Here is a 24,803-nt window from a genome sequence, read left to right as displayed (position 1 = left end):
CCGAGCCGCTGATCGAGCTCCGCGGGGTCGCCAAGGACTACGAGTCTGGCGAGAGCGTGGTGCATGCCCTCCGCGACGTGGACCTCACGTTCATGCGCGGCGAGTTCGTGGCCATCGTCGGCACGAGCGGGTCGGGGAAATCGACCCTCATGAACATCCTCGGGTGCCTCGACCGGCCGAGCCACGGCACCTACGAGCTCTGCGGGGTCGACGTCGGCGCGCGCACGAACGACGGCCGCGCGATCGTGCGTAACCGCATGATAGGGTTCATTTTTCAAGGGTTCAATCTGCTCGCGAGGACCACCGCGCTCGAGAACGTCGAGCTGCCCCTCCAGTACCGCGGGGTCGGTCGCGCCGAGCGCCGGGCGCGCGCCCAGCGGTCGCTGCAGCTCGTCAGCCTCGGCGACCGCATGGGCCACACGCCAAACCAGCTCTCTGGCGGCCAGCAGCAGCGCGTCGCGATCGCGCGCGCGCTCGTCACCGACCCGCCCCTCCTCCTGGCCGACGAGCCCACCGGCAACCTCGACACCCGCACCAGCCTCGAGGTGCTCGCGCTCCTCCAGAAGCTGAACCGTGAGCAGTCCATTACGATCGTGCTCGTGACGCACGAGCACGACATCGCGGCGTGCGCCTCGCGGGTGATCACCTTCCGCGACGGCCGCATCGTGAGCGACGTGGCGCACGACTCGCCGATGGACGCGGAGGCGGAGCTCGCGCGTCTGCCGCCGCCCGAGGCCTCCAAACCCGAGGCGGAGGACGCCGACCCGGCCGCGCGGGGCGAGCGCCGGGGTCCGCCGCTCTCCGCGGGGTTCTTCTTCACGATGCTCGCGGGCGCGCTAGGGGGCGCGATGCTCGGCTCCCTGTACAACACCTACGTCATGACGAAGGACGTGCGCGCGGTGCCGCTCGTGTTCGCCGTGGTCGCGGCGGCGTACGCGGGGGCGCGCGCCGGGAAGCGGTCGTTCGGGCGGCCCCTCACGCGCGACCAGCGCCTCCGCGCGGCGCTGTATTTTTCGGCGTTCTTGCTGCTGCTCCGCGGCGTCGTGGCGGTGGCCTCGGTGCCCAAGCCGGTAGAGATCGCCGTACGCGAGGCGGGCGCGCTGGCGGGCCTCCGCTTCGCCGGCGCGGCGTGTGGGCTCACGCTCGTCGGCGCCCTCGTGCTGTACGGCCTCATGACCGTGTTCGCGCCGAGGCGCTGAGGGGTATCGGGGTGCTGTCGCTCTTCCTCAACGCCGTGCGCCTCGCGCTCACGGCCATCGTTCGGCAGAAGACGCGCTCGGCGCTCACCGTGCTCGGCATCCTCATCGGCGTCGCGGCGGTGGTCATCGTCACCGCCCTCGCCGACGGCGCCTCGGCGAAGGTCGGCGGGGAAATCTCGGGGTTCGCCTCGAACGGGCTCTTCATCAACCCCCAAGCGGTGCAGCAGTCGGGGGCTCGCGCGAAGGGCCTCGGCCGCCTCACCGAGTCCGACGGCCGCGCCATCGCCCGCGAGGCCGTGAGCGTGAGCAACGTGGCCCCGTTCCTCTCCACGGGTGTTCAGATGGTGTACGGCGACAAGAACGCCGCCACCCTCGCGGTCGGCACCACGCTGAGCTACTTCCCGATTCGCAAATACAAAGTCGCCAACGGCGAGGCGTGGACCGAGACCGACGAGCTGCTCAAGACCAAGGTCTGCGTCATCGGCGCGACCGTCGCCGAGGCGCTCTTTGGCTCACAAGACCCCGTGGGGCGCGTCGTGCGTATTCGCCAGTCTCCGTACCGCGTCATCGGTGTCCTCGAGGCGCGGGGCACCTCCACGTTCGGCGACGACCAAGACGACCGAATCCTCATGCCGATTGGCAGCTACCGGGGGCGCATCCAGCGCACCTCGCCGGGCCGCGTCGACATGCTGCTCGCGAGCGCCGCCACCGAGGAGGTCACCACGCGCGCGAAGTCCCAGGTCGAGGAGATCCTCAAGCAGCGACATCACATCGGTGAAGGCGCCGAGCCCGACTTCGTGGTGAACACCCAGCGCGAGTTCCAGAAGGCGCAGGAGGGGATCGCCTCCATTCTCTCGGCGCTGCTCCTCGGCGTGGCGGGGGTGAGCCTCCTCGTGGGCGGCATCGGGGTGATGAACATCATGCTCGTCAGCGTGGCCGAGCGCACTCGCGAGATCGGCATTCGCATGTCGATCGGCGCGCGCGAGAGCGACATCCTCCTCCAGTTCCTCGTGGAGGCCGTCGTGCTCACCCTGATCGGCGGCGCGCTCGGCATCGTCGCCGGCGCCGGCTCGGTCTTCGGCCTCGGTCGCGCGCTCGGGTGGGAGCTGCTCCCCGGCTCGCGCGCGATCGTCATCGCCGTCGCGACGAGCGCGGTCATCGGGGTCGCGTTCGGCTTCTTTCCAGCGCGCCGAGCCGCGCGCCTCGACCCCATCGAAGCGCTGAGGAGCGACTGATGAAGCCGTTCTTCGTCGGCGTCACCCTCGCGCTGCGCGCCATCGTGCGTAACGGCCTCCGCGCGGGGCTGACGGTGCTTGGTATCCTGATCGGTGTCGCCGCGGTCGTGACCGTGACGGCCCTCGGCGCCGGCGCGCGTGAGTCGGTCGGCTCCCAGATCTCGAGCCTGGGCTCCAACGTCATCATCATCATCCCTCGGGACCTCGAACGCCTCGGGCGCGCGCTCCGCCACGGGGGGCCACGCGAGGCTCACCGAGGACGACGGGCGCGCGATCGGGCGCGAGGCCGTGAGCGTCCTGGCCTACGCGCCCACGCTGCGCTCGCGGGGGCAGGTGGTGTATGGCGACAAGAACACCTCGACGCAAATCATCGGCGCGACCCTCCCCTTCTTCACGGTGCGAAACTGGAAAGTGGCGCGGGGCGAGCCGTGGTCGGAGTACGACGAGCTCGCCAAGACCAAGGTGATCGTCATCGGGAGCACGGTGGCGAAGGATCTCTTCGGCGGCGTGGATCCCGTCGGTCGCACGGTGCGGATCGGGCGCTACGCGTACACGGTGCTCGGCGTGCTCGAGACCAAGGGCGAGGCCCCGTTCGGTGGCGATCAGGACAACCTCATCTTGTTGCCGATCGCCAGCATGCGCGCCCGTATCCTCCGCACGCCGCCCGGTCAGACCGGAATGATCTTCGCGAGCGCGAGCGGCCCCGACACCACCGACCGCGCCGTGGCGCAGATCACCTCCATCTTGCGTCAGCGGCACCGTATCCCCGACGACCGCGAACCCGACTTTGCCATTCGTACGCAGAAAGAGTTCCAGGCGATGCAGGAGACCATCTACTCCCTGCTGACGATCCTGCTCATCTGCGTGGCGGCGGTGAGCCTCGTGGTCGGCGGCATCGGAGTGATGAACATCATGCTCGTGAGCGTGACCGAGCGTACGCGCGAGATCGGCATTCGCATGGCGATCGGCGCGCGCGAAGGTGACATTCGCACGCAGTTTCTGGTGGAGGCCGTGGGCCTGTCGCTCATCGGTGGGCTCGCGGGCACGGTGTTCGGGAGCGCTGCGATTTACGGGCTCTCGCGCGCGCTCGACTGGAAGATGGCGCTCGACCCCGTGGCGCTCGGGCTCGCGCTCTTCACGAGCGCCGCCACGGGCGTCGCGTTCGGGTTCTTCCCCGCGCGCCGCGCGTCGAGGCTCGACCCCATCACGGCCCTTCGGCACGAATAGCCGCGGCCAGTTACCTGGATACCTCGCCTGGATACCTGGATACGTGGATACGTGGGTACGTGGGGTACCTGGTTACGCGCGCCTGGCCTTCGGCTTGGGCTTCAACTTGGTGGGCGCCTTCGGCTTTCTCTTGGCCGTGGCCACGGTCGCGGACTTGCGCGCCTTGGGCGCCTTGGTGGTGGTCGCGCGCGGGGCCTTCGCCGGCTTCTCTGGGGCGGGCTTCGCGGCCTTCTTCGGCTTGGCCTTCGCGCCGGCGGCCTTCTTCGGGGCGGGCTTCGCGGCCTTCTTGGTCGCGGGCTTCGCGGCGGCCTTCTTGGTCGCGGGCTTCGCGGGCTTCTTCTCCGAGGGCGGCGCGCTCTTCGCGGTCTTCGCGCTCGGGCGCACCTTGGCCGCGCTCGGCGCGTCCTTCGGGAACTTGAGCGTGGCCTTCTTGGGCTCGGGGGCGCTGACCGGGCGCGCGCGGGCGCTCTCGCTGACCCTCGACTCCGGCGCGACCTTGGCCTTGCTCGCCTTCGCGGACGCGCGCGGGCTCGACACTCGTTCAGGGTGACCAAGCTCGGCGGCGAGCGCGTTCTCGCGCGCCTCGCGGGCGGCGCGGGCCTTGGCGCGGGCCTTCGCCTTCCCCGAGAGCTTCGACTTGGGCGGCGGCGCCTCTTCTGTGGCGTCGTCGTCTCCGTCGTCGAGCGGCAGCACCGCCTGGCTCGGCGGGGTGTTGGCGAGGAGCGTGGCGAACTTGCCGAAATAGTCGGTCATGGGCGCGCCGTACGCCTCGCCCCAGAAGGCGCGGAGCGGCTCGCCGAAGCCTTCGGGCAGGTCGGAGTGCATGACGGTCATGCGGGTGCCGGCGCCCACCGACTCGAAGACGACCTCGAGCCGTGAGTCGGGCGCGTTGCGCGGGAAGTCGGCGCTCCGCCACGACTGCACGAGCCGCCGGCCGAACTCGAGCGCCATGTTGCGCCCGGTGATCTTGCCATCGCGGAGGGTGAACTTGCCGCCGATGAAGTCGTCGAGCTTCGCCGAGTGCTTCGTGAACGCGGCGTGCTGGCTCGCGTCGAACCAGGCGCGGTACACCACCTGCGGCGAGGCGGCGAGGACCGTGGATACGCGGAGGGCTTCCTTCCCCATAGCGTGCAGAATACCCGGTGTTTGCCGAAACGGGGCAAGAAAGGGTCCGGCGGGCTCGGCTCCACCCATAAAAATATCAACAATTCTCCGCGTGTCGAGCGCGGGCCCCTTGGGGGTGACGCTTCGAGCGCCAGTGTTCGGCCGACCGGCGCCTCTGCGCCACCGGCCGTCCGCGGACGCCGTGGGGACGGCCAGGACGAGCACCCTCCTTGAAAAACCCCTGAAATTACAAAGAATTGTCTGGGTGCCCGCGTGGCACGGCGCGCGCAAAGGCCTGCCTCATGCTGGCAACGGTCATGGGAGCGGTCCTCGTGGGGCTCGACGCGCACCCGGTTCGGGTCGAGGTGCACGCATCTCGCAACGTGCCGTCCTTCGAGCTCGTCGGGCTCGCGGAGGCCTCGGTCCGCGAGAGCCGGGTGCGCGTGAAGAGCGCCCTCGCGCAGGTCGGGGTCGACACGTCGGAGTGTCGCATCGTGGTCAACCTCGCGCCGGCCGACCTGCGCAAGAACGGGAGCGGCTTCGACCTCGCCATCGCCGTCGCGACGCTCGCGGCCCTCCGCGTGCTTCCCGAGCACGTCGCGGGCGACATGCTGCTCCTCGGCGAGCTATCGCTCGACGGCGCCGTCCGACCCGTGCGCGGCGTCCTCCCGCATCTGCTCGGCGCGCGCCGCCGCGGCGTGAAGGTCGCGATCGTGCCGGAGGCGAACGCGCGCGAGGCGGGGCTCGTGCGGGGCATCTCGGTGCGCACGGTCGCCTCGCTCGCAGAGCTCGTCGGCGCGCTCCGCGGCGAGGCGGAGCTGCCGCGCGCGCCGGAGGTGTCGCCCGCCCGGATCACCCTCGCGCACCACGACCTGGCCGAGGTGAAGGGGCAGGCGACGGCGCGTCGAGCGCTCGAGGTGGCCGCGTCGGGGGGCCACAACGTGCTCTTCGTGGGGCCACCGGGGGCTGGAAAGACCATGCTCGCGCGCAGGCTCCCCGGCATCCTGCCCGCGCTCACCCACGAGGAGGCGGTGGAGGTCACGGCCATCCACAGCCTCGCGATGCCGCTCGGCCTCGAGCGCGTCGCGGAGGAGCGCCCCTTCCGCGCCCCGCACCACACCGTGAGCGAGGTCGGGCTGGTGGGCGGTGGCGACATGCCTCGTCCGGGCGAGGTGAGCCTCGCGCACCACGGCGTGCTCTTCCTCGACGAGCTGTCCGAGTTCCGCCGCGCGGCGGTGGAGGCGCTCCGGCAGCCACTCGAGGACGGCGTCGTCACGGTGTCGCGGGCGCAAGGCAAGGCGACGTTCCCCGCGCGGCCGATCGTCGTCGGCGCCACCAACCCGTGCCCGTGCGGCCACTTGGGCGACGGCACGGGGCGGTGCCGGTGCACACCCGAGCGCGTGCGAGCCTATCGCGCGCGCCTCTCCGGGCCGCTGCTCGACCGGCTCGACGTGCACGTGGTGCTGCCTCCGGTCCCGGTGGAGGAGCTCGGGCGCGCGGGCGGCGGTGAGGCGAGCGCGCTCGTGCGGGCGCGCGTGGAGGTGGCGCGAGGCGTCCAGACGGCGCGCTACGAGGCGGGCGAGGTGACGGCTCCTCGCAACGGCGAGCTCCCGCTCTCCGACCTCGAGCGCGTGGCCGCGCCGGACGACGCGGGGGCGAGGTTGCTGTCCATGGCGATAGGCAAGCTGAACCTCTCCGCGCGGGCCTACGGCAAGGTGCTGCGCGTCGCGCGCACCGTGGCCGATCTCGACGGGGCCACGGCGGTGAGGTCCCCGCACGTCGCCGAGGCGATCGCCGCGCGCGCCCTCGACCGCGGACCCACACCGCCCCACGGCGCGTGACGCGTCCTGGTCCGGAGGGAGCCGCGGGTCGCCGCCGCACACCCCACTTCTTCTGAGCGCCAATCGAACGCAACCCGAGTCAATACCGATACGAAACCGAGTCCAAACCGAAAGCGAGAGTGCGTGATGATGGAGCAGGTCGCCGAGAAGATGCGCGCGCTGAAGAGCGTGGTGACGAGCGTGGAGAAGCAGTTCGGGAAGGGGGCGATCATGGCCCTGGGAGACGCGGAGGACATCGAGCCCGTCACCACGATCTCCACAGGATCGCTCGCGCTCGACCTCGCCACCGGGGTCGGGGGGTATCCGCGCGGGCGGGTCGTGGAGGTCTATGGTCCCGAGTCGAGCGGGAAGACGACCCTCGCGCTCCACGCCATCGCCGAGGCGCAGCGGGCCGGCGGGGTCTGCGCCTTCATCGACGCCGAGCACGCGATCGACATCGCGTACGCGAAGGGCGTGGGCGTCGACGTGGAGAAGCTGCTCATCGCGCAGCCCGACACCGGCGAGCAGGCGCTCGAGATTACCGAAATGCTCGTGCGCTCCGGCGCCGTCGACCTCGTCGTGATCGACTCGGTGGCCGCGCTCACCCCGAAGGCGGAGATCGAGGGCGACATGGGCGATCAGCACCTCGGGCTCCAGGCGAGGCTGATGAGCCAGGCCCTGCGAAAGCTCACGAGCGTGACCTACCGCACGGGCACCACGCTGTTCTTCATCAACCAGCTCCGCCACAAGATCGGCGTCACGTTCGGCAGCCCCGAGACCACCACCGGCGGCAACGCGCTGAAGTTCTACGCGTCGATGCGGCTCGACGTGCGGCGCATCGGGCAGGTGAAGGTGGGCGACGAGCTCGTGGGTGGGCGCACGCGCGTGAAGATCTGCAAGAACAAATGCGCGCCGCCCTTCACCGAGGCCGAGTTCGAGATTCGCTATGGCCAAGGGGTCGATCGCGCCGCCGAGCTCGTCGACCTCGGCCTCACGAGGGGGCTCCTCGAGAAGAGCGGCAATCACCTGTCGTTCGCGGGGTCGACCCTCGGGAACGGCCGCGAGCGCTCGCGCGAGGCCGTGCTCGCCGACGAGAAGCTGGCGAACACGCTGCGCCAGGCGATCATCGCGACGGGGCCCGTGCGGCCTGGCCGTCGATCGGAGGGCGACGCGTAGCAGACGCGGCTCTGGCCCCGAGGTCCGCGGCCGTGGCGGGCCTCGGGGCCGGCGCGGTCCCGTCACCACCGCTTCATGGCGAGACCTCGCCTTCGGCGCGCGCGCCATCGACCTTCGTTCGCCGCTTCGGGGCCATCCTGGCGTGTCGCGCGAGGGAGAGCCGTCGTAGGGCAGGTGTGAGGCGCGCGGGGATGGGCCTGTTGATGCGTCTCGCGATGGGATGGAACGGCCCGCGCCAGCCCATTCTCGGGACGGAGTGCTCCGGAGTGGTGACGGCCGTGGGCGCCAACGTCACGCGCTTTCGTGTGGGCGACGCGGTGGTGGCCTTTCCCGGCGTGGCCATGGGCGCGCACGCCGCGTTTCTTCGCATTCGGGAGGACGGTCCCGTGGCGCCACACGACCCGCGGGCGGTGACGCTGGGCGCAGACGACCTCGAGATGGCCCCGCTGCTCGGCGAGGGCGGCATGGGGCCCGTGGTCCTCGCGAAGCAGCGGTCCCTCCGGCGCGACGTCGCGGTGACCTCGCGATGCCGGAGCTCGCCCTCTTCCTGCGCGAACAGGGCGTCGTCACGGGCCCGCTCGAGCACCCGAACAGGACGCCGGTCGGGCTGCGCCCCGTCCGCGGCCACCGCGAGTGAACCCTTGACGGCTCGCCTCGACTTGGCGCTGGATGCCGCCGGTGAAGCTTGGGCTCGTGACCCCGACCGCGACGCTGGCCCTCGTGCTTTACTTGCGTCTGGGGGGGCGCCCCCCCCCCCAAGCCCCCCCCCCCCCCCCCCCCCCCCCCCCCCCCCCCCCCCCCCCCCCCCCCCCCCCCCCCCCCCCCCCCCCCCCCAAAACCCCCCCCCCCCCCCCCCCCCCCCCCCCCCCCCCCCCCCCCCCCCCCCCCCCCCCCCCCCCCCCCCCCCGAAAAAAAGGCGGAGCCCCCCCCCCCCCCCCCGCCCCCCCCCCCCCCCCCCCCCCCCCCCCCCCGGGGAAAGCCCCCCCCCCCCCCCCGGGAGGCCCCCCCCCCCCCCCCCCCCCCCCCCCCCCCCCCCCCCCCCCCCCCCCCCCCCCCCCCCCCCCCCCCCCCCCCCCCCCCCCCCCCCCGGCCCGCCCCGCCCCCCCGGCGCCGCCCGGGCGGGGGGGGGGCCCCCGCCCCCCGCCCCGGGCCGGGGCGCCCCCCCCCGGGGGGCCCCCCCCGGGGCCGCCCCCGGCCCCCCGCCCCCCCCCCCCCCCCCCCCCGCCCCCCCCCCCCCCCCCCCCCCCCCCCCCCCCCCCCCCCCCACCCCCCCCCCCCCCCCCCCCCCGCCCCCCCCCCCCCCCCCCCCCCCCCCCCCCCCCCCCCCCCCCCCCTGGGGGGGGGGGGGGGGCGAGACCCCCCCCCCCCCCCCCCCCCCCCCCCCCCGCCCGCCCCCCCCCCCCCCCCCCCCCCCCCCGCCCCCCCCCCGCCCCCCGCCGCCACCCCTGCCCCCCCCCCGCCCCCCCCCCCCCCCCCCCCCGCCCCCCCCCCCCCCCCCCCCCCCCCCCCCCCCCCCGGGCCGGCCCCCCCCCCCGGGGGGGGGGGGGCCCCCCCCCCCCCCCCCCCCGCGGGGCCCCCCCCCGCCCCCCCCCGCCCCGGGGGGGGCGCCGGGCCGCCCCGGCGGGCGGCCCCCCCCCGCCCCCCCCGCCCCCCCCCCCCCCCCCCCCCCCCCCCCCCCCCCCCCCCCCCCCCCCCCCCGCGGGGCCCCCCCCCGGGGGAGGCCCCCCGCCCCCCCCCCCCCCCTTTCCCCCCCGCCCCCCCCCCGGCCTCCTTCTCCGGGTTCCGCCGGGGGCCCCCCCCGCTTCCCCCCCGGGCCCCCCCCCCCCCCCCCCCCCCCCCCCCCCCCCCCCCCCCCCCCCCCCCCCCCCCCCCCCCCCCCGGCCCCCGCCCCCCCCGGCCCCCCGCCCCCGGCGCCCCGGGCCCCCCCCCCCCCCCCCCCCCCCCCCCCCCCCCCCCCCCCCCCCCCCCCCCCCTTGTTTCCCCCCCCCCCCCCCGGCCCCGCCCCCCGCCCCCCGCCCCGCCCCCCCCCCGCCGGCCCCCCCCCCGCCCCCCCCGCCCCCCCCCCCCCCCCCCCGGGAACCCCCCCCCCCCGGGGGGGGAAAGGCCCCCCCCTTTTTTTTGGAACGGCGGGGGGGGGGCCCCCCCCCCCCCGGGGGGCGCCCCCCCCCCCCCCGGGGGCGCCCCCCCCCCCCCCCCCCCCCCCCCCCCCCCCCCCCCCCGCGGCCCCCCCCGCCCCCCCCGCGGGGGGGCGCGCCCCCCGGGGGGCCCCCCCCCGGGGCCCCCCCCCGGCCCGCCGCTTTTCCCTCCCTGCCCGGCGGGCCCCCCCCCCCCGGGGGCCCCCCGGGCGCCCCCCCCCCCCCCCGGCCCCCGGGCGTGGGGGCCCGGCCCCCCCCCGCCCCCCCTCCGACGAGACGATGAGCGCGCTCAAGAGCCGATTCGGAGGCGCCCCGTGACCGAGATCCGCCGCATGCTTGAGGATCCGTCGCGCTCTCCCCTCGACGTCGCCGTGCTCCGCTCGGCGGACCATGATCGCCCGACGGACGCCGCTCGGCGCGCTGCGGCGGCCGCGCTCGGATTCGGCGTCGGGGCCGCCGTGGCGTCGGCGACGGCGACGACCACGGCGCCGGCCGCGGTTGGCCTCGGGAGCGTCGCCGCGCCGGGCGCTGGGGTCGCCGCCGGCGTCGCACCGGCCGGCGCGACCGGCGCGACCGGCGCGACCGGCGCGACCGTGTCTGGGCCGCTCGCCGCGTCGGGGGGCGCCGGAGCCGTGGCCTCCGTCGCGACCCACGGCGCCACGGGTTTGGCCGCGAGCGCCGGCGCCGTGGGCACGAGCGCGGCGGTCGGGGGCAAGCTCGCCGCGATGTCGCTCGCGGCGAAGGTGGCCGTCGCCCTCATGGCGGGTTCGTCCGTGTTCGTCGCGGCGATCGCCGCTCGACAAGCACACCTCCCCACGACCACGTCCAGTCCGACGGTGACGCCGAACCGGATCGCGAGCGTCGCGCCCAGCGCGTGCCCGCCCGTCGCCACCCTCCCGGGGCCGCCGGAGAACGGGCCTTCGCCCAGCGCAGCGCGACCCACCGTCACCGCGGTGTCACCTTCGGATACGCGGCCGCCCATCGCCTCTGCATCGGTGTCGGGCCTCGCTCCGTTGGTTCCACGTCGCGCAAGCCCTCCCTTACGGACGCGCCTCGACGAGGAGACCGCGAAGGTCGACTTGGCGCGCGCGCGCATCGTCGCGGGCGACCCCGCCGGGGCGCTGCGAGCGCTCGATGGATACGACAAGGCGTTTCCACGAGGCGTGCTCGCCCCGGAGGCCGCAGCGCTTCGAATGGATGCCTACACCTCCTCGGGCGACCTCGCGGCGACGCGTCGCGCGGCGCGCTCGTATCTCGCTCGTTTTCCGGAGGGTGGCGCGGCCGAACGAGCACGTCGTGCCCTCGAGACTCCGGGTCCGTGATCAAGACCGTATCCGCGCGCCATGAGTGGGCGGCGATCTCGCCTTGGGAATGAGGAAAGACATGAAACCACTTGCTTGGACTTGGGTGATCGCGACTGTCGTCGCGTGCGGCGGTCAGACCGTCCTTGAGGCCGTCACACCCGCGGACGCGGCCACCGACCTCGACGCGGCGCCGCTGGACGCCGCGATTCTCCCAGACGCAGGGGGCTCGGACGGCTCGGACGGCAAAGCCAGCGCGGAGGACAAGTTTTGCCAGGCGGCGGCTTCGCGTGCAGCGTGCCCAAACGGGCCCGTGACGTGCCGCGAGAGCGATAAGTGCCAGTTCGCGCGCAATACCTCCGCCGCCGCATTCGACGTATTCGTCAAATGTTGGGGGGGCCCAGGGTGCGGCGGGGAGGACGCCTGTCTGGCACAAGCGGGCGAGGCGGTCGGCGGGCAGTCCGCGCGGGACTATGTCTCGGCTTGCCTCGAGAAGGTCGCCGAATGCCGAGGTGGGTTCGACGACGACTACTGCTCAGCGGGCCTCTACGCCTACGCTGGGGCGGGCGCTGCCGCCGCCGCCTGCCTGACGAAGCCGTGCGCAGAGCAGGGGACGTGTCTCGAGGCGGTCGAGACTTCCTTCGTGAAGCGCGGGTGTTTTCGGGACGCCGGCCGATGAGCACCTGCACGAAGCGCACAAGGGAGCGGTCAGCGGCTGCACCGCTCGGAGCGGTGCTGGGGACGTTCGCCCTCGGCGCGGCGGTCGCGGCCGCCATGTTCCTGGGGTGCGGCGGTCAAACCGAAGTCGGAACGGTCACTCCGGCGCGCCCGCCGAACGTTCCCGTGCCGGCCACGGCGGAGGCGGCGTGTCGTGTAGTCGTCGCGGCCCTGTCGGCCACGCAGTACGCGGACGGGGGGAGGTCGCCGGGACTGCGCGAGGTTTGCGCGGAGGTGTGCGGCACACCCGTGTATTCGTGCGCGGTGCCAGACGAGTTCCTCGCCAAGCTCCGAGAGGCCGGACCGTTCGACGGCGGTGGGCTCACTAGCGGCGGGGCCTTCTCCTGCGTGGTGGATTCCGGCACGACGATCACGTGCTCGCCATCGTGGGAAACTTGGGTTGAGTGGGTGACGAGTGACGCCGGAGGGCCGCCGTGAGCTTGAGCACGATCCACGTTGGCGTGACGTCTGCCACGCTGGCCGCGCGGGCTCGCCGAATGCGAAGCTCCGCGCGGATAACCCTCACTGCCCTCGCGCTCGTGCTCGCCGCTGCGTGCTCGCCGGGGCCGCCGCCGGCACCCGCGGGAGAACCCGCCTCCCCCGCAGACGCGGGAGACGCCGCGGTTGCCTCCCCGTGCGCGAAGGGGCTCAGGCTCGAGGGCTCGGTGTGCACGGCGTCCCTCGTCGGGTTCACGCGCTCCGACGTCGACCTGGGCTCGCAGCGTGATCACCACACGACGCACGTGTTCGTCGTCGGTGGGGTTCCGTACCTCTACGTGACGGGCGGGACGACGGGCTGGAAGGGCGAGTTCTCGGACGTCGTGCGCGCGAAGATCCGCGGCGACGGCGGGCTCGAGGCGTTCGGCGAAGCGGGCTCGCTCCCTCTCAAGATCGCGGGGCACTCGCTCGTGCGCGTGGGCGATGTGCTCGTGCTCGTCGGCGGGACGACGGGCACCTCGATCAGCTCCGCGACGTACACGACCAAGTTCGGCGCGGACGGGCGCATCGAAGGGTGGACCCAGGGGCCGAACCTCCCCGTGGGCGTGATGCACACCCACGCTGCGGTCCTCGGCGAATACGTGTATATTGCAGGCGGGCGGGGCCACAAGACGGGCACGAGCGTCGCGGAGGTCGCCCGAATGCGTGTTCTCGCGGACGGGACGACCGGCCCGATGGAGGCGCTCGCCCCGCTCCCGGCCGATCGCAGCCATGGCATGGTGTTCGAGCGCCAAGGCTTCATCTACCTATTCGGCGGCCTCCGGGGCGATCCTGCGGGCAAACACGAGCCCCTCGCCGACGTGATTCGCGCGAAGCCCACGCCCGAAGGCAAGCTGGTTTGGGAGCCTGCGGGAGCCTTGGCGCTCCCGCGCAGCGTGACGGCGGCCGAGCTCGTGGGCGACGGCGTCTACGTCCTGGGAGGACTCGAGGGTAGCGCGACCTTCCGGAACGACGTGCTCCGCGGGCGCTTCGATGGCGCGGGCAAGCTCACGTTCGAGACCCTCCCTGCGAAGCTGCCGTCGGCGCGTGGGCACGTGCACCAGACGCCGTTCTTCGCCGGGAGCATGTACTCGGTCGGCGGTATCAACGGCGCGGGCAAGACGTTCTCGTCGATCGACGTCGCGACCTTCGAGTGACCCCACCGTATGTCGTACCTCCTTCACTCGAGAGGGCGCGCTTGCATCTTGTCGGGCCGTCCGCCGCGGTCGCATCATGGAGGCATGAGCAAGCCCACCGCCGCGAAGAAGGCCAGCACCGCGAAGACGCCTGCCGCGAAGAAGGCGACTGAGGGGAAGAAGCCAGCTGCCGCGAAGAAGCCCACGGCGACGAAGACCGGCGCCGCGAAGAAGGCGACTGAGGCGAAGAAGCCCGCTGCCGCGAAGAAGGCGACTGAGGCGAAGAAGCCCGCTGCCGCGAAGAAGGCGACTGAGGCGAAGAAGGCGGCGAAGAAGGCGACTGAGGCGAAGAAGCCTGCCGCCGCGAAGAAGTCGCTGTCCGCGCGCACCGCGGGCAAGACCGTCGGTGACTACGTGGGCGGTCTGTCAGGCTGGCAGAAGGAGGTCGTGACCTCGCTGCGCGAGATCGTGCGGCGCGCGGCGCCGGAGGCCAGCGAGTCGATCAAGTGGGGCCAGCCGGTCTACGAGCTGAGCGGCCCGTTCGCGCACATCAAGGCGTTCGCGCGCTCGGTCAACCTCGGCTTCTGGCGCGGCGCGGAGCTCGCCGATCCCGCGGGGTTGCTCACGGGCGATGGGGCGCGCATGCGGCACATGTCGCTCTCTGCGCTCGCCGAGGTGCGCGAGGAGCCCATCGTCGCGCTCGTCCGCGAGGCTGTCAGGCGCAATCGCGAGAAGGGCGATCCGACGAAAGGAGCCTGAAGGCGAGCCACGCCCTCAATAGCTGTCGCTCGCGCCGCCGCCCCCGGACTCCCCGCCACCGCCGGAGTAGCCGCTGCCCGAATAGCCGCCGCCGCCCGAGGAGCCCGAGTCGCCGCCCGAACCCGAATAGCCGCCGCCTGAGCTGGCCGAGCCCGAGGAGCCCCCGTACGACGAGAGTCCGCCCCCGTCCGCGCCTCCCCAACCGCTCGCGGCTGGGCGGATGGGGGCCTTGTGGATCGTGCGCACCCAGCGCCAGAGCCCAAGGTAGATGCTGAGGAAGGTGAGGTGGGACGCCGCGAGGCCGTAGAGGACCGAGCCGGTCGCCGTCCCCACGCCGAGGGTCACGAAGCCCGCGCCCACGAAGGCGAACGGGAACGGGATGATGAGGCGCCGGTCACGGAAGGCCGCATAGACCACGAGCGCGACCAGGCCGAGGGCGGCGAGCGCCACGTCGACGAAGACGAACACGAAGCGCACGTCGTCGCGGCTCGAGTCCGGAGTCGGCGCGCTCGGTGCGGTGGGCTCTGTCGGTGCGTACGGCGTGGGCGTGCCGCTCGGCTCGTGAGAGCGGGGCGCGCTGCCACCGCTCGAGGGCACCGCGCGCGTCGCCGCGATGGCCCCCGCGTCGGCCGCGCTCATCGCGCAGCCTCCGAGCGCCGCGCCGATGGCCGTCGTGCCCTCGTCGATGGCGGCGAAGGTCGCGTCGTTCTTGAGATGGGGCTTCACCTTGTCCGCGAGAATACGTGCACTCTGCACGTCCGTGAGCGCGCCGCCGACGCCCTTGCCGGTCTCGATGCGCAGCTTGCGCTCCTTGGGAGCGATGACGAGGAGCACTCCGTCGTCCTCCTTCTTGCGGCCGAGCTTCCACGCGCGGAAGGTCTTGAAGGCGACGTCCTCGATGGTCTCGCCGTCGAGTGAGCCGGTGACGAGCACGGCGACCTCGTGGAGCGAGCAGCGGCGGTAGTCCTCGAGCTTCTTGTCGAGCGCGAGGCGCTCGTCCCGCGACAGCTTGCCGGCGGTGTCTGTCACGTGCCCGGTGATCGGGGGTGGCGAGAAGGTGGCGGCGGCGGGGCGACCCGCGAGGAGCAGCGCGACGAACGTGCAGAGCGCGACGAGCCGGGCGAGCGGGCGGACGGCCAAGAACTTGAGGGGCACCCCCGAGTGGTAGCGTATCCGCATCCGGTCGGGGTGGTCCTCCGAGGTCCGCGGCCTCGGGTCAGTCGCGCCGGACCATCGTCCCCGTGTAGAACAAGGCGCCGCCGGTGCAGCTGTCCGTGACGATGCGCGGGAGCGTCATCTTCTTGCAGTCCTCCGAGAACTCCACGGTGAACGTGGTCTTGCCGGAGAAGCTGCAGCTCGGCGCGCCCTTGCCCCGGATGTTGATCGCCTCGAAGCCGGCGGCGCTCAGCTTGTAGTTGCCCGACCACGGGAAGCCCGCGCACAGGTTGGTCCCTGCTGGGCCACCCACCGCGCGCCCTTCGGCGTCGAAGGACCACACCTGCTTGGGCTGCTTCGGCCCCGAGAACGTGACCTCGTAGTCCCATGTGCCGGAGAGGGAGCAGGACCCGACGCGCCCGCTCGGACCGGTCGCGGACGGCGCGTCCCTCGAGCTCTGCCAACATCCGGGGGCCGCGCCCCCGCCGGCTCCAGGATCGCCGCCGGAGCCCACGGGAGGCTCGCCGCCCTCGGCGCCTCCTTCGGGGAGGGTGGTCGTCGTGTCGATCTTCGCGAGGCAGCCCGAGGCGACGAGCGCGACGAACGTGACCATCGTGAGGCGGAGCGCTTCCTTCTTCATTGTCTGTCCCTCCCGTGCGGCGCGAGACCGTCGCGCGCAACCGGCAAAGCAAACCACGTGCCGCCAGGGGCCGCCACGAGGGCGCCCGCGGCATGAGCGAAGTGAGCGAAAATGCTGCCGTTCGGGGCGAGGGCGGACCCGATGTCGCCGCACCCGGCGACCGAAGTGGCACACTCCGCGCTGAAGTCGACGACTCCTGCGACCCCAAAGTCGCGCAGATCCCGCGCTCGAGATCGCGCAGGGACTCGCCGGGGCGAGCCCGCCCCCTCGACCAGGCGCTCCTCGCCGGTGTCCTGCTCACGGCCGTCCGGTAGACTGGTCGCTCGCGGGGCTGCGGCTCCCGTCCCAGGAGCCCCATGAGTTTGGCCGCCCATCTCGCAGCGTACAAGGGTCCCGTCGTCGTCACGGCCGCCTACTTCGGACTCTGGTACACCCTCTTGCTGGGTCTCCAGCGCAGCACCAAATACAAGCTGCTCGCCGAATACGCGGCCCGGGGCGAGACCTTCGATCGCTACTTCGGCCAGGACGCGCGAATGCTCGCGGCCGACCGCGCGGTGGCGAACACCCAAGAACAGATGGTGCCTTTTCTGCTGTCCATGTGGCTGCATGCGGTCTTCGTGTCTCCAACCCACGCCACGTGGCTAGGTCTCCTCTACGTGGTACTTCGCTCGCTCTATCCAGTCCTGCTCGGTGCGCGCCTCTCGAAGACCCAATCGAAGCGGGTATTTCTCGTGACCGGCCCGTGTTACGCCATCGTCTTCTACCTGCTCGGGAGTGCGGTCTACGCGGTGGTCGCCCCGCGCTAGATGAGCGGCCTGTTGATTGTTGATTTGCGGACCGACGGGAGTGAATCGAGCGCCGAACCTCCGAGCGCGAGGTGGTCCACGTCATCGAGGCAAGAAGCAGAGCTCCCCGAGGTCACGGATCGCGCCGTCGGGCGATCGCACCGCGACCGCCAGCGCGTCGCCGCCCCCGCCCTGAAAGAAGCCGAGCTCCACGTCGTGGGCTCCCTTGGCGAGCGCCACCTCGCCAGCGCGCGGGCGCGGGGCGTGGTGCCCGTCGTTGTCGACGATGATCCGATCGTCGACGCGGAGCACCGCGCCGTCATCGCTCGTCACCGTGAACGTGTAGACGCCGTCCGCCGGGGCCACGAAGATCGCGCGCTCGCGGAGCGCGTAGTGCTCCCTTCGCCGCGCGGGCGGGAGGCTGAACGTTCGCAGCGAGCCGGACACGTTCGGGTCGCGCTGGCGGAGAACGGGCACCCGCGCGAACTCCCCCTCGACGTAGTCGTAGAGCACGCCTGGCCCGCCCAGCGGCCGCGGTCGCGCCGGGCCCAAGGGCTCACGCACCACGCGCCCCTCGGCCACGCCGCTGCGGCGTCCGCTAGGCAGGACCCGTACGGCGCGCACGCGCGTCGACGCCGAGAGGACGAGCGGCGCGGCGAACGGGGTGAACGCCCCGTCGTCGAGCGCCACGTCGACGCGCCCACCGTAGAGCGGCGCTCGTGGGATTTCGAGCGTCGTGCTTTCGAGGAAGACCCGGCGCTCGGGGAGCTCGGGGGGCGCCACGAAGTAGCCGACGTGGCGCGCGTCGAGCAGGGGGAGCAGCGCGCGCGTGCGGTGCTCGAGGTCCTCGCGTGGAGGCCGCGGAGCGCTCCAAAGGGCCTCGGCCACCGCGAGCAGGCGCGGAAACAGCAGCGTGTCGGCGTCCGCGAGCGAGCCCACGTGCTCGGTCCACAGCGCGGCCTGCCCGCCGAGCACGCGGCCGCGTGCGCCCTCGGCGCGCCGGGCGGCTTCGGGCGCAAAGGCGGCCACGTCGGCCCATGAGACTACGCGGTCGGAGCCGGGCTCGTCGGCTCGTCCTGACTGCTTCGCGTCGAGGTACGCGTGGTCATTCGGGACGAGCACCACGTCGTGGCCGGCGCGGAGCGCGCGCTCCGCGGCGTCGCCGGCGCGCCACACCATGACGACCGTGCCCGCGGGAGCGCCGGCCTCGAGCACCTCGTCCCAGGCGACGGGGATCTTGCCGCGCGCGCGCACCCGCTCGGTGACCTGCGCCGTAAAGACCCCCTGGAGCTCGGACGGCGAGCGGAGCCCGGCGGCGCGCATGGCCTCGCGGCACTTCGGGCAGGCCGACCAGCGCGTCGCGGGCACCTCGTCGCCTCCGACGTGCAGGTACGGCGAGGGGAAGCGTCCCGCGACCTCGCCAAGGACCTCACCGACGAGGCCGAGCGTGGCCGGGTTCCCTGCGCAGAGCACGTCGTCGAAGATGCCCCAGGTGCTCGGCACCTCGAAGGGGCCGCCCGTGCACGAGAGCTCGGGGTGCGAGGCGAGGATCGCCCCCGTGTGACCCGGCAGGTCGATCTCGGGGACGATCTCCACGAAGCGCGCTTCTGCGTACGCGACGAGGGCCGCGAGCTCGCCCTTCGAGTAGCTGCCGCCGACGCTCCGGCCCGCCTCGAGCCGGAAGGCGCCGCGGCGCGCTAGCTCGGGGTGCCCGTCGAGCTCGAGCCGGAAGCCCTGGTCGTCCGAGAGATGGAGATGCAGGACGTCGAGCTTGAGCAGCGCCATGCGATCGACGAGCTGCTCGAGCTCGGTGACCGTGAAGAAATGCCTCGCCACGTCGACGAGGAGGCCGCGCCATGGGAAGGCGGGCTCGTCCTCGATCACACGCCTCGGGGCCACCCCCGCGGGCGCGAGCTGGGCGAGCGTCGTCTCGGCGCGAAAGACTCCGGCGCGAGCGCCCGCGCGGATGCGTGGCCGAGGCTCCCGCGTGTCGAGCTCGTACCTCTCGCTCGCCCAGCCAGGCACGAGGCGCACCTCGGGCGCGCCGGCGAGCGTCACCGTGCCCGGGTGTACGCGGCATTCGCGCGGCGCGGGCACCACGGCGCACGCGGGCTCCGGGGCGTCGGCCGAAGGGCTGAGCGCCGGCGTGGGAGCGGACGGCTCGGACGGCGCGGGCGGGCGAGGGCAGCCGAGGAGCAGCGCGCAGAGGGCCGAGGCCAGCGCGCGAAGAGGCGTCGATCGAGGGGCGAGGCGAGGGGGCACGGCCGCCTCCTTCTACTGCTTCTCGCCTCGATTTACGCCGCGAACAACGCGCCGGCGTGACCGAGGCCGGGTCGCGCACGCGGCCCCTGCGGCGCGCGCGTCACGCGGGCTCGTGCGGCTCGACGTGCTCGGTCGACCGAGATCTCCGCCCCGCGGTGAGGAGGGCGGACACGCACGGCCCCACGATCTCGAGCAGCGCGCGCTGGCGGAGTCGCTGGCGTTCGCCCTCGGACAGCACGCCGAAGCGCGCGAGCTGGGCGTCCGCGGCCTCCGGCGGGGGGGCCGCGGGGAGGGGACCGCGAGCCTCCGCGTCGAGGGGCGTCGCGAGCTCCGCGATCGCCGCGCGCACCGGCGCACCACCCTCGGTGATGCACCACGCGACGACCCGCCACGCGAGCTCCGCGTGCGCCGCCTCCTCGTCGCCGACTCGCTCGAGTCCCGCGCGGATCTCGACGTCTTCCGCGCCGTCTCGCGCGGCCCACGCCTCGAGCGTCGCGAGCGTCTCGCCGACGCACCCGTCGGCGAACGTCTCACGCGCGAGCGCGACGAGCGTGGTCGCCGCGGGCGTGGCGGAGACGGGCAGGGGGCCGGGCCCGAGCGGCGCCCCGAGGGCCCAGGACGCGACCCCGTAGGCGAACCGCGCGTGACGAATCTCGTCGCGCGCGGCCACGTGCGCCGCGTCGACGAGCGCTGGCGGCGCCCCGAGCACGAGCAGCTCGAGGGCGAGGCGCGCGAACGAGGCGATCGACGCGTGCTCCATCGCCGCGTCGCGCGTCCACGCGTCGGCGAGCCGCGCACGCACCTCGAGAGCCAACCCGTCGACATCGAGCGTCGGGGCGACGGCCCCCTGCCATTCCGGGGAGAACACCGTGGGGGCCACGACGAGCACGCCACCTTCGCGAATGGGGCGGCCCTTCGCGTGTTGGGGGCGCTGACCGAAACACTCCTCACCGAGCGAGGCTTCGCTACAGGGAGGGAGCGGCGCGAGGGCGGCGTAGCAGCACATGGGACCTCCCGTCGCGGTGCGTACGTTGGAGGGGACGATCGCCGGCGCCACGTCGTCCTCCGGGCCGATGCCGAGCTTGACCCCCGCCGGGCACGCCCGGGCGCCAGGCGCGGGGAGCGTCGTGCCGCCGGGAGGCGGCTCGAAGCAGACGCTCCGTGAGGCCCACTTGCCGTCCGCTGGCGGCGCGCTGGAGCGTGTCGGCGCGGCGGAGCGTGTCGGCGCGGCGACCACGAGCGGGTTGCAGCGTGAGTAACAACACGCGCGCATGGGGTCGAGCTTGGCGTACCTCGCCACGACGACCGGGGGCTGCTCGACCTCCACGCGCGCGCGCGTCCCCGCCACGTCGATACGCTGCTTTCGGGTCTTCAGAGGATCCAGCCTGAAGCTCGCGTTGGCGGGATCGTGGGCTTTCCATGACGAGTGCTGCGAGGCGACCGTGGCCGTGAGGGTCTGTCCCCAGCTGAGCTCGCCGGTGGCCGCGAGGGTGTCACCGGTGAGCCCGCAGCTCTCGAACGGGCGGGCCGCGCTCTTGCGTCGAGCCGCGCCTGCGTCCCGCGTCGCGCCTGCGTCCGGCGTCGCGCCTGCGTCCGGCGTCGGCGCCGGCGCATCCATGGCCTCCGCGAAGCCGCAGACCGTCTCGGGGAACTGATCCTTTTCGCAGGAGGGGAGCGCAGCCGGAGCCGGTCCGAGCGTCGCTGCCATGGCCTGCATCGCGGCCGCGCGCGCAGGCTCACCCGACCGAAAGGTGGGCGCCGGCTCGGTCGCGGTGAGCGCCGGCGAGGGCCCCGCGTCGTGCGCGACGGGGGTCTTCTTGCAACCCGCCGCGAGGAGCGTGGCGACGGGGAGCCCGAGCGCCGTGAGGAACCGGAGGCGCAGATCGCGAGGGGACATGGGGGGAGGAGCTTCGGCCACGCGCAGGAGCCGGGCAAGACCCGTCTGGCCAGCCCGGTGCCGAAACGATGGCCGGGCCCCTCGCCCGGTGGCCGGAGCCCTGGGCGCATGTACGGTTTGCATATGGTTTTGGATAACCTTGAACAAACATGTTGCATTGGTGCGCCGAGCGTGTACGGTGTCGTCCATGAAGTCCGCCGCATTTCTCGCCGCTTGCCTGTCCTTGGCCGCGCTCGCCTCTTGCTCCGAAGCCGCCTCGGACGGCGGGCCCGAGCCCGTCACCCACCGCTCGGACATCACGCCAGTCACCCGTGTCGAGGACGCGCTCCCTGGGGTGTTCATCCCTCCCTTCCTCGACTGCCGGCCGCCGCTCGCGGGCGAGTCCGCCGGGCCCGACGGCAAGGTCTGCACGGCCGTGTCGATCGCCGGCGCGACCCAGCCGGAGAAGAGCTTCTCGCAGTACGCCTCCTGCGACGTCGTGCGAACCCAGCGGCCCTACTACCCGCGCGAGCCGGCGAAGGTCCCCTCCGCGTCCGACCCGCGCCTCAAAGACGCCGCGTTCATGGGGGAGCTCGCGTGGGCGAAATCGCAGATCGCGGCCACCGGCTGCGCGTGCTGCCACGACAGCCGCATCACGCCACGCGGTCCGGCCCAGTGGGACATCGCCGCGGAGCCGCTCTGGCTCGACACCCTCTCCGACACCGGGCTCGCCCTCTTCGCCGGCCTCGCCGACTCCTCCGTGCTGGGCGCGTATCCCGCCGCGGCGAACCACGGCTTCGACAGGAGCGCGACCGGCATCCCCACCACCGACACGCCGCGCATGAAGCGCTTCGTCGACGCCGAGCTCGCGCGCCGCCGGATCCCCGAGGCGCAGGCCCGCGCGGTGCCACCCTTCGGCGGACCCATCTACGAGAACAGCGTGCGCCCGGCCACGGCGTGCGGCCCCGGCGAGGGCGTCGAGCCGCAGGGGCGCGTGCTCTTCAAGGGCGGCACCGCGCGGTACCTCTACGTGCTCGAGGCGGGGTCGAAGAACCCGGGCGTGCCCCCGAACCTCGACCGTCCGCAGGGCACGGTGTGGCGCCTCGACGTGCTCCCGAGCGCGGAGGCCCTGGAGAGCGGCCTGCGCTACGGCACCACGCCCGCGGGCTCCTACCAGGACACCCCCTCCGAAGGCTTCGCTCCCTCGCTCGTGAAGGGGAAGACCTACCAGCTCACGGCGCTCCGTGACGTCGGGCTCCCTACGACGAGCTGCCTCTTTGTCTTCGGCGAGCCCCTCGGGACCGCCGCGCCCGCGCCCTCGCCCTCGGGCGGGGCCGCGAGCGGCTCGTTCGGCGCGACCTGCACCGACTCGACCGGCTGCAGCGGCGCGGCGAGCTACTGCGCGCTCATGCCCGGGAGGTCGAGCGGCTACTGCACCGCGACAGGCTGCAAGGCGAACCCGAGCGTGTGCCCCGAGAAGTGGGGCTGCCTCGACCTGTCGAGCTTCCAGCCCGGCGCGCCGCCCATCTGCACGAAGCCCTGAGCGCGCCGCGTTCGACGCCGCGCCGCGTCCCTCCGCAGCCTTCACCGCGTGCGCGGTGCGGACGGCACGACCGCGCGCGCGCCCTCAGCGCTGCATGAAGAGCGCGACCGAGTGCTCTTCACGGCACAGGAAGATGTACGCCATTCCGCCCCCCGTGAAGTTCAGATCGTGCTCGTTCAGCTGGGCGACGAAGCCCATCGGCGCCTCGCAGGTCGGGCACGTGGGAACTTCGTCGCCCTGGCGGTACCCGGGGTACCCACCGATCTTGTCGCACGTCTCCGGGCCCGCGGCGTCGGGCTCGAGCTCGGCGTCCACCTCGAAGATGTCGCGGTAGGCGAAGACCATCGCCTTCGCCACCTCCGCGCCCTTTGGCGGGGCCTCCAGGGTCCCCTTTGCGAGGTCCTTCGCCGTGCGCAAGAGCACCTTGTTCGCGCCCATCTCCGCGTCCCAGCACTCGCACATCTCGCCGCCACACACGAACGCCATGAGCGCGGCGTGCTTCACCAGCGGCAAACCGTCCGCGTGCGCGTGGAACGTCGCGACGTGGATCATGGGCGCGCTGCACTCGGCGCACACGGGCCACTCGCGCGCGGTGACGCCCGAGGGGACGCCGCCCCACACGTCCTCCGCATCACCCTTCTTGGTGCGCGTGGTGTGGGAGAGGTGGAACGCGCGGCGGCCCGGCAGCGCGGCGACGGCCTCGCCCTCCGGGGCATGTTCGTAGCCCTTGCCGAGCTTCTCGCGCACGAGCGACCCAAGCCGCTTCTGCGCGAGCGTCTCGGTCTTCAGCTCCGTGGTCTTCTCCTGAAGCGTGCCACCTCGCTTGCCGAAGCGCACGGTGAGCGCCGCGCCCTCGCGTCGAGCGAACCACACCTTGTCGGTGCGTTCGTCCTGGTAGCGCAGCCACACGGCGTCGGGCGTGCCGGTGGCGCTCGGCGAGGCGGCCGAGCGGTCGGGTTGCTCCGCGGAGCGCTTCGCTGCGCCCTTGCCCTGCACCCTGCGGCCCTTGTCCTGCGTCGTCGCCTCGTCCTCGAGGGCGTGGCGAGACGCCGCGCGAGCGTCGAGGAGCGAGCCCACGTCCAGCGTCGTCACGCCCGCTCCCTCTCGCCACGCGAGCGTGCGCGTCGTGACGTCGAACGCTCCACCCGCCGGCGTATCGCACAAGAGTCGCCACACGCCCTCGCCCTCGTAGACGTAGACGCGATCCATCGCGTAGTGCCCCGCGAGGCCGAAGGTCTGCGCCGTGGGCGCGTCGTGCACCATGAGGCCCACGTGCGTCGCGCCGGTCTCCTGCCCCTCCGCGTCCACGAACCGAGAGGGGTAGGACTTCCACCTCTTCTCGTCGGTCTCGAAGGTCTTCGTGCCGCTCCTGTAGGCCTTGTCGCGGCCGCTCGCGAGGATCCACACCGCGCGCGCGGCGTCGTAGGTCAGCGCCGCCTCCGTGAGCGCCGGCGCCGTCCCGGTGAGGGTCAGCTTCGACCACTCTCCGTTCGCCGCGAGCCAAGCGTCCTTCGGGAACGGGCCGTATCCTGAGGGCACCCCGCTCACGAGCAGGAGGCGATCGCCTTCGTAGTCCGCGCCGAGGCACGTGGACTCGCGCGCCGGAAAGCCGCGGGGCGCGGGGGTGCGCTGCGTGAACGCCTCGCCGTCGAAGTCGACACGCGCGATCGCGCCGTCGCTCCCGACCGCGTGGAGGCCCGCACGGGTGGTCCCCTGCGCGACGCTCGGCGGCGCGACCGGGAGCATCTCTGCCTGTGGCCTCGTGGAAGACGTCCCCCGTAGCCAGTAGAGCCCCGAGCGCCCGGTGTCTCCGAAGAGGTGTCCGGGCGCCGCGAAGGGCCGCTCGCCCGCGACTGCACCTGCCGCGGGCGCGAACGTGCCGGCGCGGTAGGTCCCGAGGGTGCGCTGCAGGGTCCCGTCGCCGAACCACGGGCCGAAGACGTACGTCACGTCGCGATCGGGATCGTGCGCCATGCCGCCGCACGCGTGGAGGGACGTGACGGGCCGCTCTCGGAGCTCCCCTTTCTCGAGCACGAGCAAATGGGCAGGCCATCGGCCGGTCTCGCGCGGCGAATAGGCGAACATATCCGGTGGCGAAGCACACCGGCGTCCCGAGCGCGCCGTCCCAGTAGAAGTAGAAGCCCCAAGAGTAGCGCTGCGAGTACCCCTCGGGCATCAGCTGCTCGGAGCTCGAGACGAGCGACCAAGTCTCGTGTCGGTAGCGCCACAGCGAACCCGAGAAGTCGAGCATCCAGA

At 73.5% G+C, this 24,803-nt stretch carries 16 protein-coding genes and 1 pseudogene; 11 read left to right on the top strand and 6 right to left on the bottom strand.

All coding sequences use genetic code 11. The features are described 5' to 3' along the window. Positions 1–8: 8 nt before the first annotated feature. The 3 genes and pseudogenes from IPQ09_02410 (at position 9) to IPQ09_02400 (ending at position 3,661) form a co-directional block, all read left to right on the top strand. On the top strand, positions 9–1,199 hold the full coding sequence (locus IPQ09_02410) for an ABC transporter ATP-binding protein (protein MBL0193075.1): 1,191 nt from the start codon (positions 9–11) through the stop codon (positions 1,197–1,199). A gap of 14 nt (positions 1,200–1,213) precedes the next feature. Next, on the top strand, positions 1,214–2,434 hold the full coding sequence (locus tag IPQ09_02405; GenBank protein MBL0193074.1) for an ABC transporter permease: 1,221 nt from the start codon (positions 1,214–1,216) through the stop codon (positions 2,432–2,434). Continuing rightward, positions 2,434–3,661, top strand: a pseudogene (locus tag IPQ09_02400) (ABC transporter permease). Before IPQ09_02405 ends, IPQ09_02400 begins: the two are co-directional and overlap by 1 nt. A gap of 72 nt (positions 3,662–3,733) precedes the next feature. On the opposite strand, the gene IPQ09_02395 reads toward IPQ09_02400, so the two are convergent. Further along, positions 3,734–4,786 (bottom strand): SRPBCC domain-containing protein, encoded by a 1,053-nt coding sequence (locus IPQ09_02395; GenBank protein MBL0193073.1) that lies wholly within the window; start codon positions 4,784–4,786, stop codon positions 3,734–3,736. A gap of 281 nt (positions 4,787–5,067) precedes the next feature. On the opposite strand from IPQ09_02395, the gene IPQ09_02390 reads away from it, so the two are divergent. The 6 genes from IPQ09_02390 (at position 5,068) to IPQ09_02365 (ending at position 14,286) form a co-directional block, all read left to right on the top strand. Then, the gene (locus IPQ09_02390; GenBank protein MBL0193072.1) at positions 5,068–6,606 is read left to right on the top strand and encodes a YifB family Mg chelatase-like AAA ATPase; all 1,539 of its coding nucleotides are present in this window, start codon (positions 5,068–5,070) and stop codon (positions 6,604–6,606) included. A 129-nt stretch (positions 6,607–6,735) separates the two neighbouring features. Continuing rightward, positions 6,736–7,761, top strand: a complete 1,026-nt coding sequence (gene recA, locus IPQ09_02385) for a recombinase RecA (protein ID MBL0193071.1) — start codon at positions 6,736–6,738, stop codon at positions 7,759–7,761. A gap of 2,449 nt (positions 7,762–10,210) precedes the next feature. Continuing rightward, entirely contained in the window at positions 10,211–11,218 is a 1,008-nt protein-coding gene (locus IPQ09_02380; protein MBL0193070.1) for a hypothetical protein, read from the top strand. 61 nt (positions 11,219–11,279) lie between these two features. Next, the gene (locus IPQ09_02375; protein MBL0193069.1) at positions 11,280–11,876 is read left to right on the top strand and encodes a hypothetical protein; all 597 of its coding nucleotides are present in this window, start codon (positions 11,280–11,282) and stop codon (positions 11,874–11,876) included. A gap of 472 nt (positions 11,877–12,348) precedes the next feature. Further along, on the top strand, positions 12,349–13,548 hold the full coding sequence (locus IPQ09_02370) for a hypothetical protein (protein MBL0193068.1): 1,200 nt from the start codon (positions 12,349–12,351) through the stop codon (positions 13,546–13,548). Positions 13,549–13,632: 84 nt separating this feature from the next. Continuing rightward, positions 13,633–14,286, top strand: a complete 654-nt coding sequence (locus tag IPQ09_02365; protein ID MBL0193067.1) for a DUF1801 domain-containing protein — start codon at positions 13,633–13,635, stop codon at positions 14,284–14,286. 15 nt (positions 14,287–14,301) lie between these two features. On the opposite strand, the gene IPQ09_02360 is transcribed toward IPQ09_02365, so the two are convergent. Further along, positions 14,302–15,465, bottom strand: coding sequence for a TPM domain-containing protein (locus IPQ09_02360; GenBank protein MBL0193066.1), 1,164 nt, complete (start codon positions 15,463–15,465; stop codon positions 14,302–14,304). 37 nt (positions 15,466–15,502) lie between these two features. Beyond that, positions 15,503–16,081 carry a hypothetical protein gene (locus IPQ09_02355; protein MBL0193065.1) on the bottom strand — a complete coding sequence of 193 codons (579 nt, stop codon included), beginning with the start codon at positions 16,079–16,081 and terminating at the stop codon, positions 15,503–15,505. Between the two features lie 356 nt (positions 16,082–16,437). Between IPQ09_02355 and IPQ09_02350 the strand changes: the two genes are divergently transcribed. Then, positions 16,438–16,887 carry an MAPEG family protein gene (locus tag IPQ09_02350; GenBank protein MBL0193064.1) on the top strand — a complete coding sequence of 150 codons (450 nt, stop codon included), beginning with the start codon at positions 16,438–16,440 and terminating at the stop codon, positions 16,885–16,887. A gap of 81 nt (positions 16,888–16,968) precedes the next feature. Here the strand turns inward: IPQ09_02350 and IPQ09_02345 are convergent, their stop codons facing one another. Both IPQ09_02345 and IPQ09_02340 read right to left on the bottom strand, forming a co-directional pair. After that, positions 16,969–19,128 (bottom strand): family 20 glycosylhydrolase, encoded by a 2,160-nt coding sequence (locus IPQ09_02345; GenBank protein ID MBL0193063.1) that lies wholly within the window; start codon positions 19,126–19,128, stop codon positions 16,969–16,971. A gap of 100 nt (positions 19,129–19,228) precedes the next feature. Next, positions 19,229–21,025 carry a ferritin-like domain-containing protein gene (locus IPQ09_02340; GenBank protein MBL0193062.1) on the bottom strand — a complete coding sequence of 599 codons (1,797 nt, stop codon included), beginning with the start codon at positions 21,023–21,025 and terminating at the stop codon, positions 19,229–19,231. Between the two features lie 187 nt (positions 21,026–21,212). Between IPQ09_02340 and IPQ09_02335 the strand changes: the two genes are divergently transcribed. Next, a complete protein-coding gene (locus IPQ09_02335) occupies positions 21,213–22,547 on the top strand; it encodes a hypothetical protein (protein ID MBL0193061.1) in 1,335 nt (444 codons plus the stop codon). Between the two features lie 84 nt (positions 22,548–22,631). On the opposite strand, the gene IPQ09_02330 is transcribed toward IPQ09_02335, so the two are convergent. Beyond that, complete coding sequence (locus tag IPQ09_02330) at positions 22,632–24,632, bottom strand: WGR domain-containing protein (protein ID MBL0193060.1); 2,001 nt, start codon at positions 24,630–24,632, stop codon at positions 22,632–22,634. Between the last annotated feature and the right edge of the window lie 171 nt (positions 24,633–24,803).

The sequence above is a fragment of the Myxococcales bacterium genome (genome assembly GCA_016720545.1).
GTDB lineage: Bacteria > Myxococcota_A > Polyangia > Polyangiales > Polyangiaceae > JAAFHV01.
Note: the sequence above shows the minus strand (reverse complement) of the source record. Positions and strands in the feature narration are given on the sequence as shown.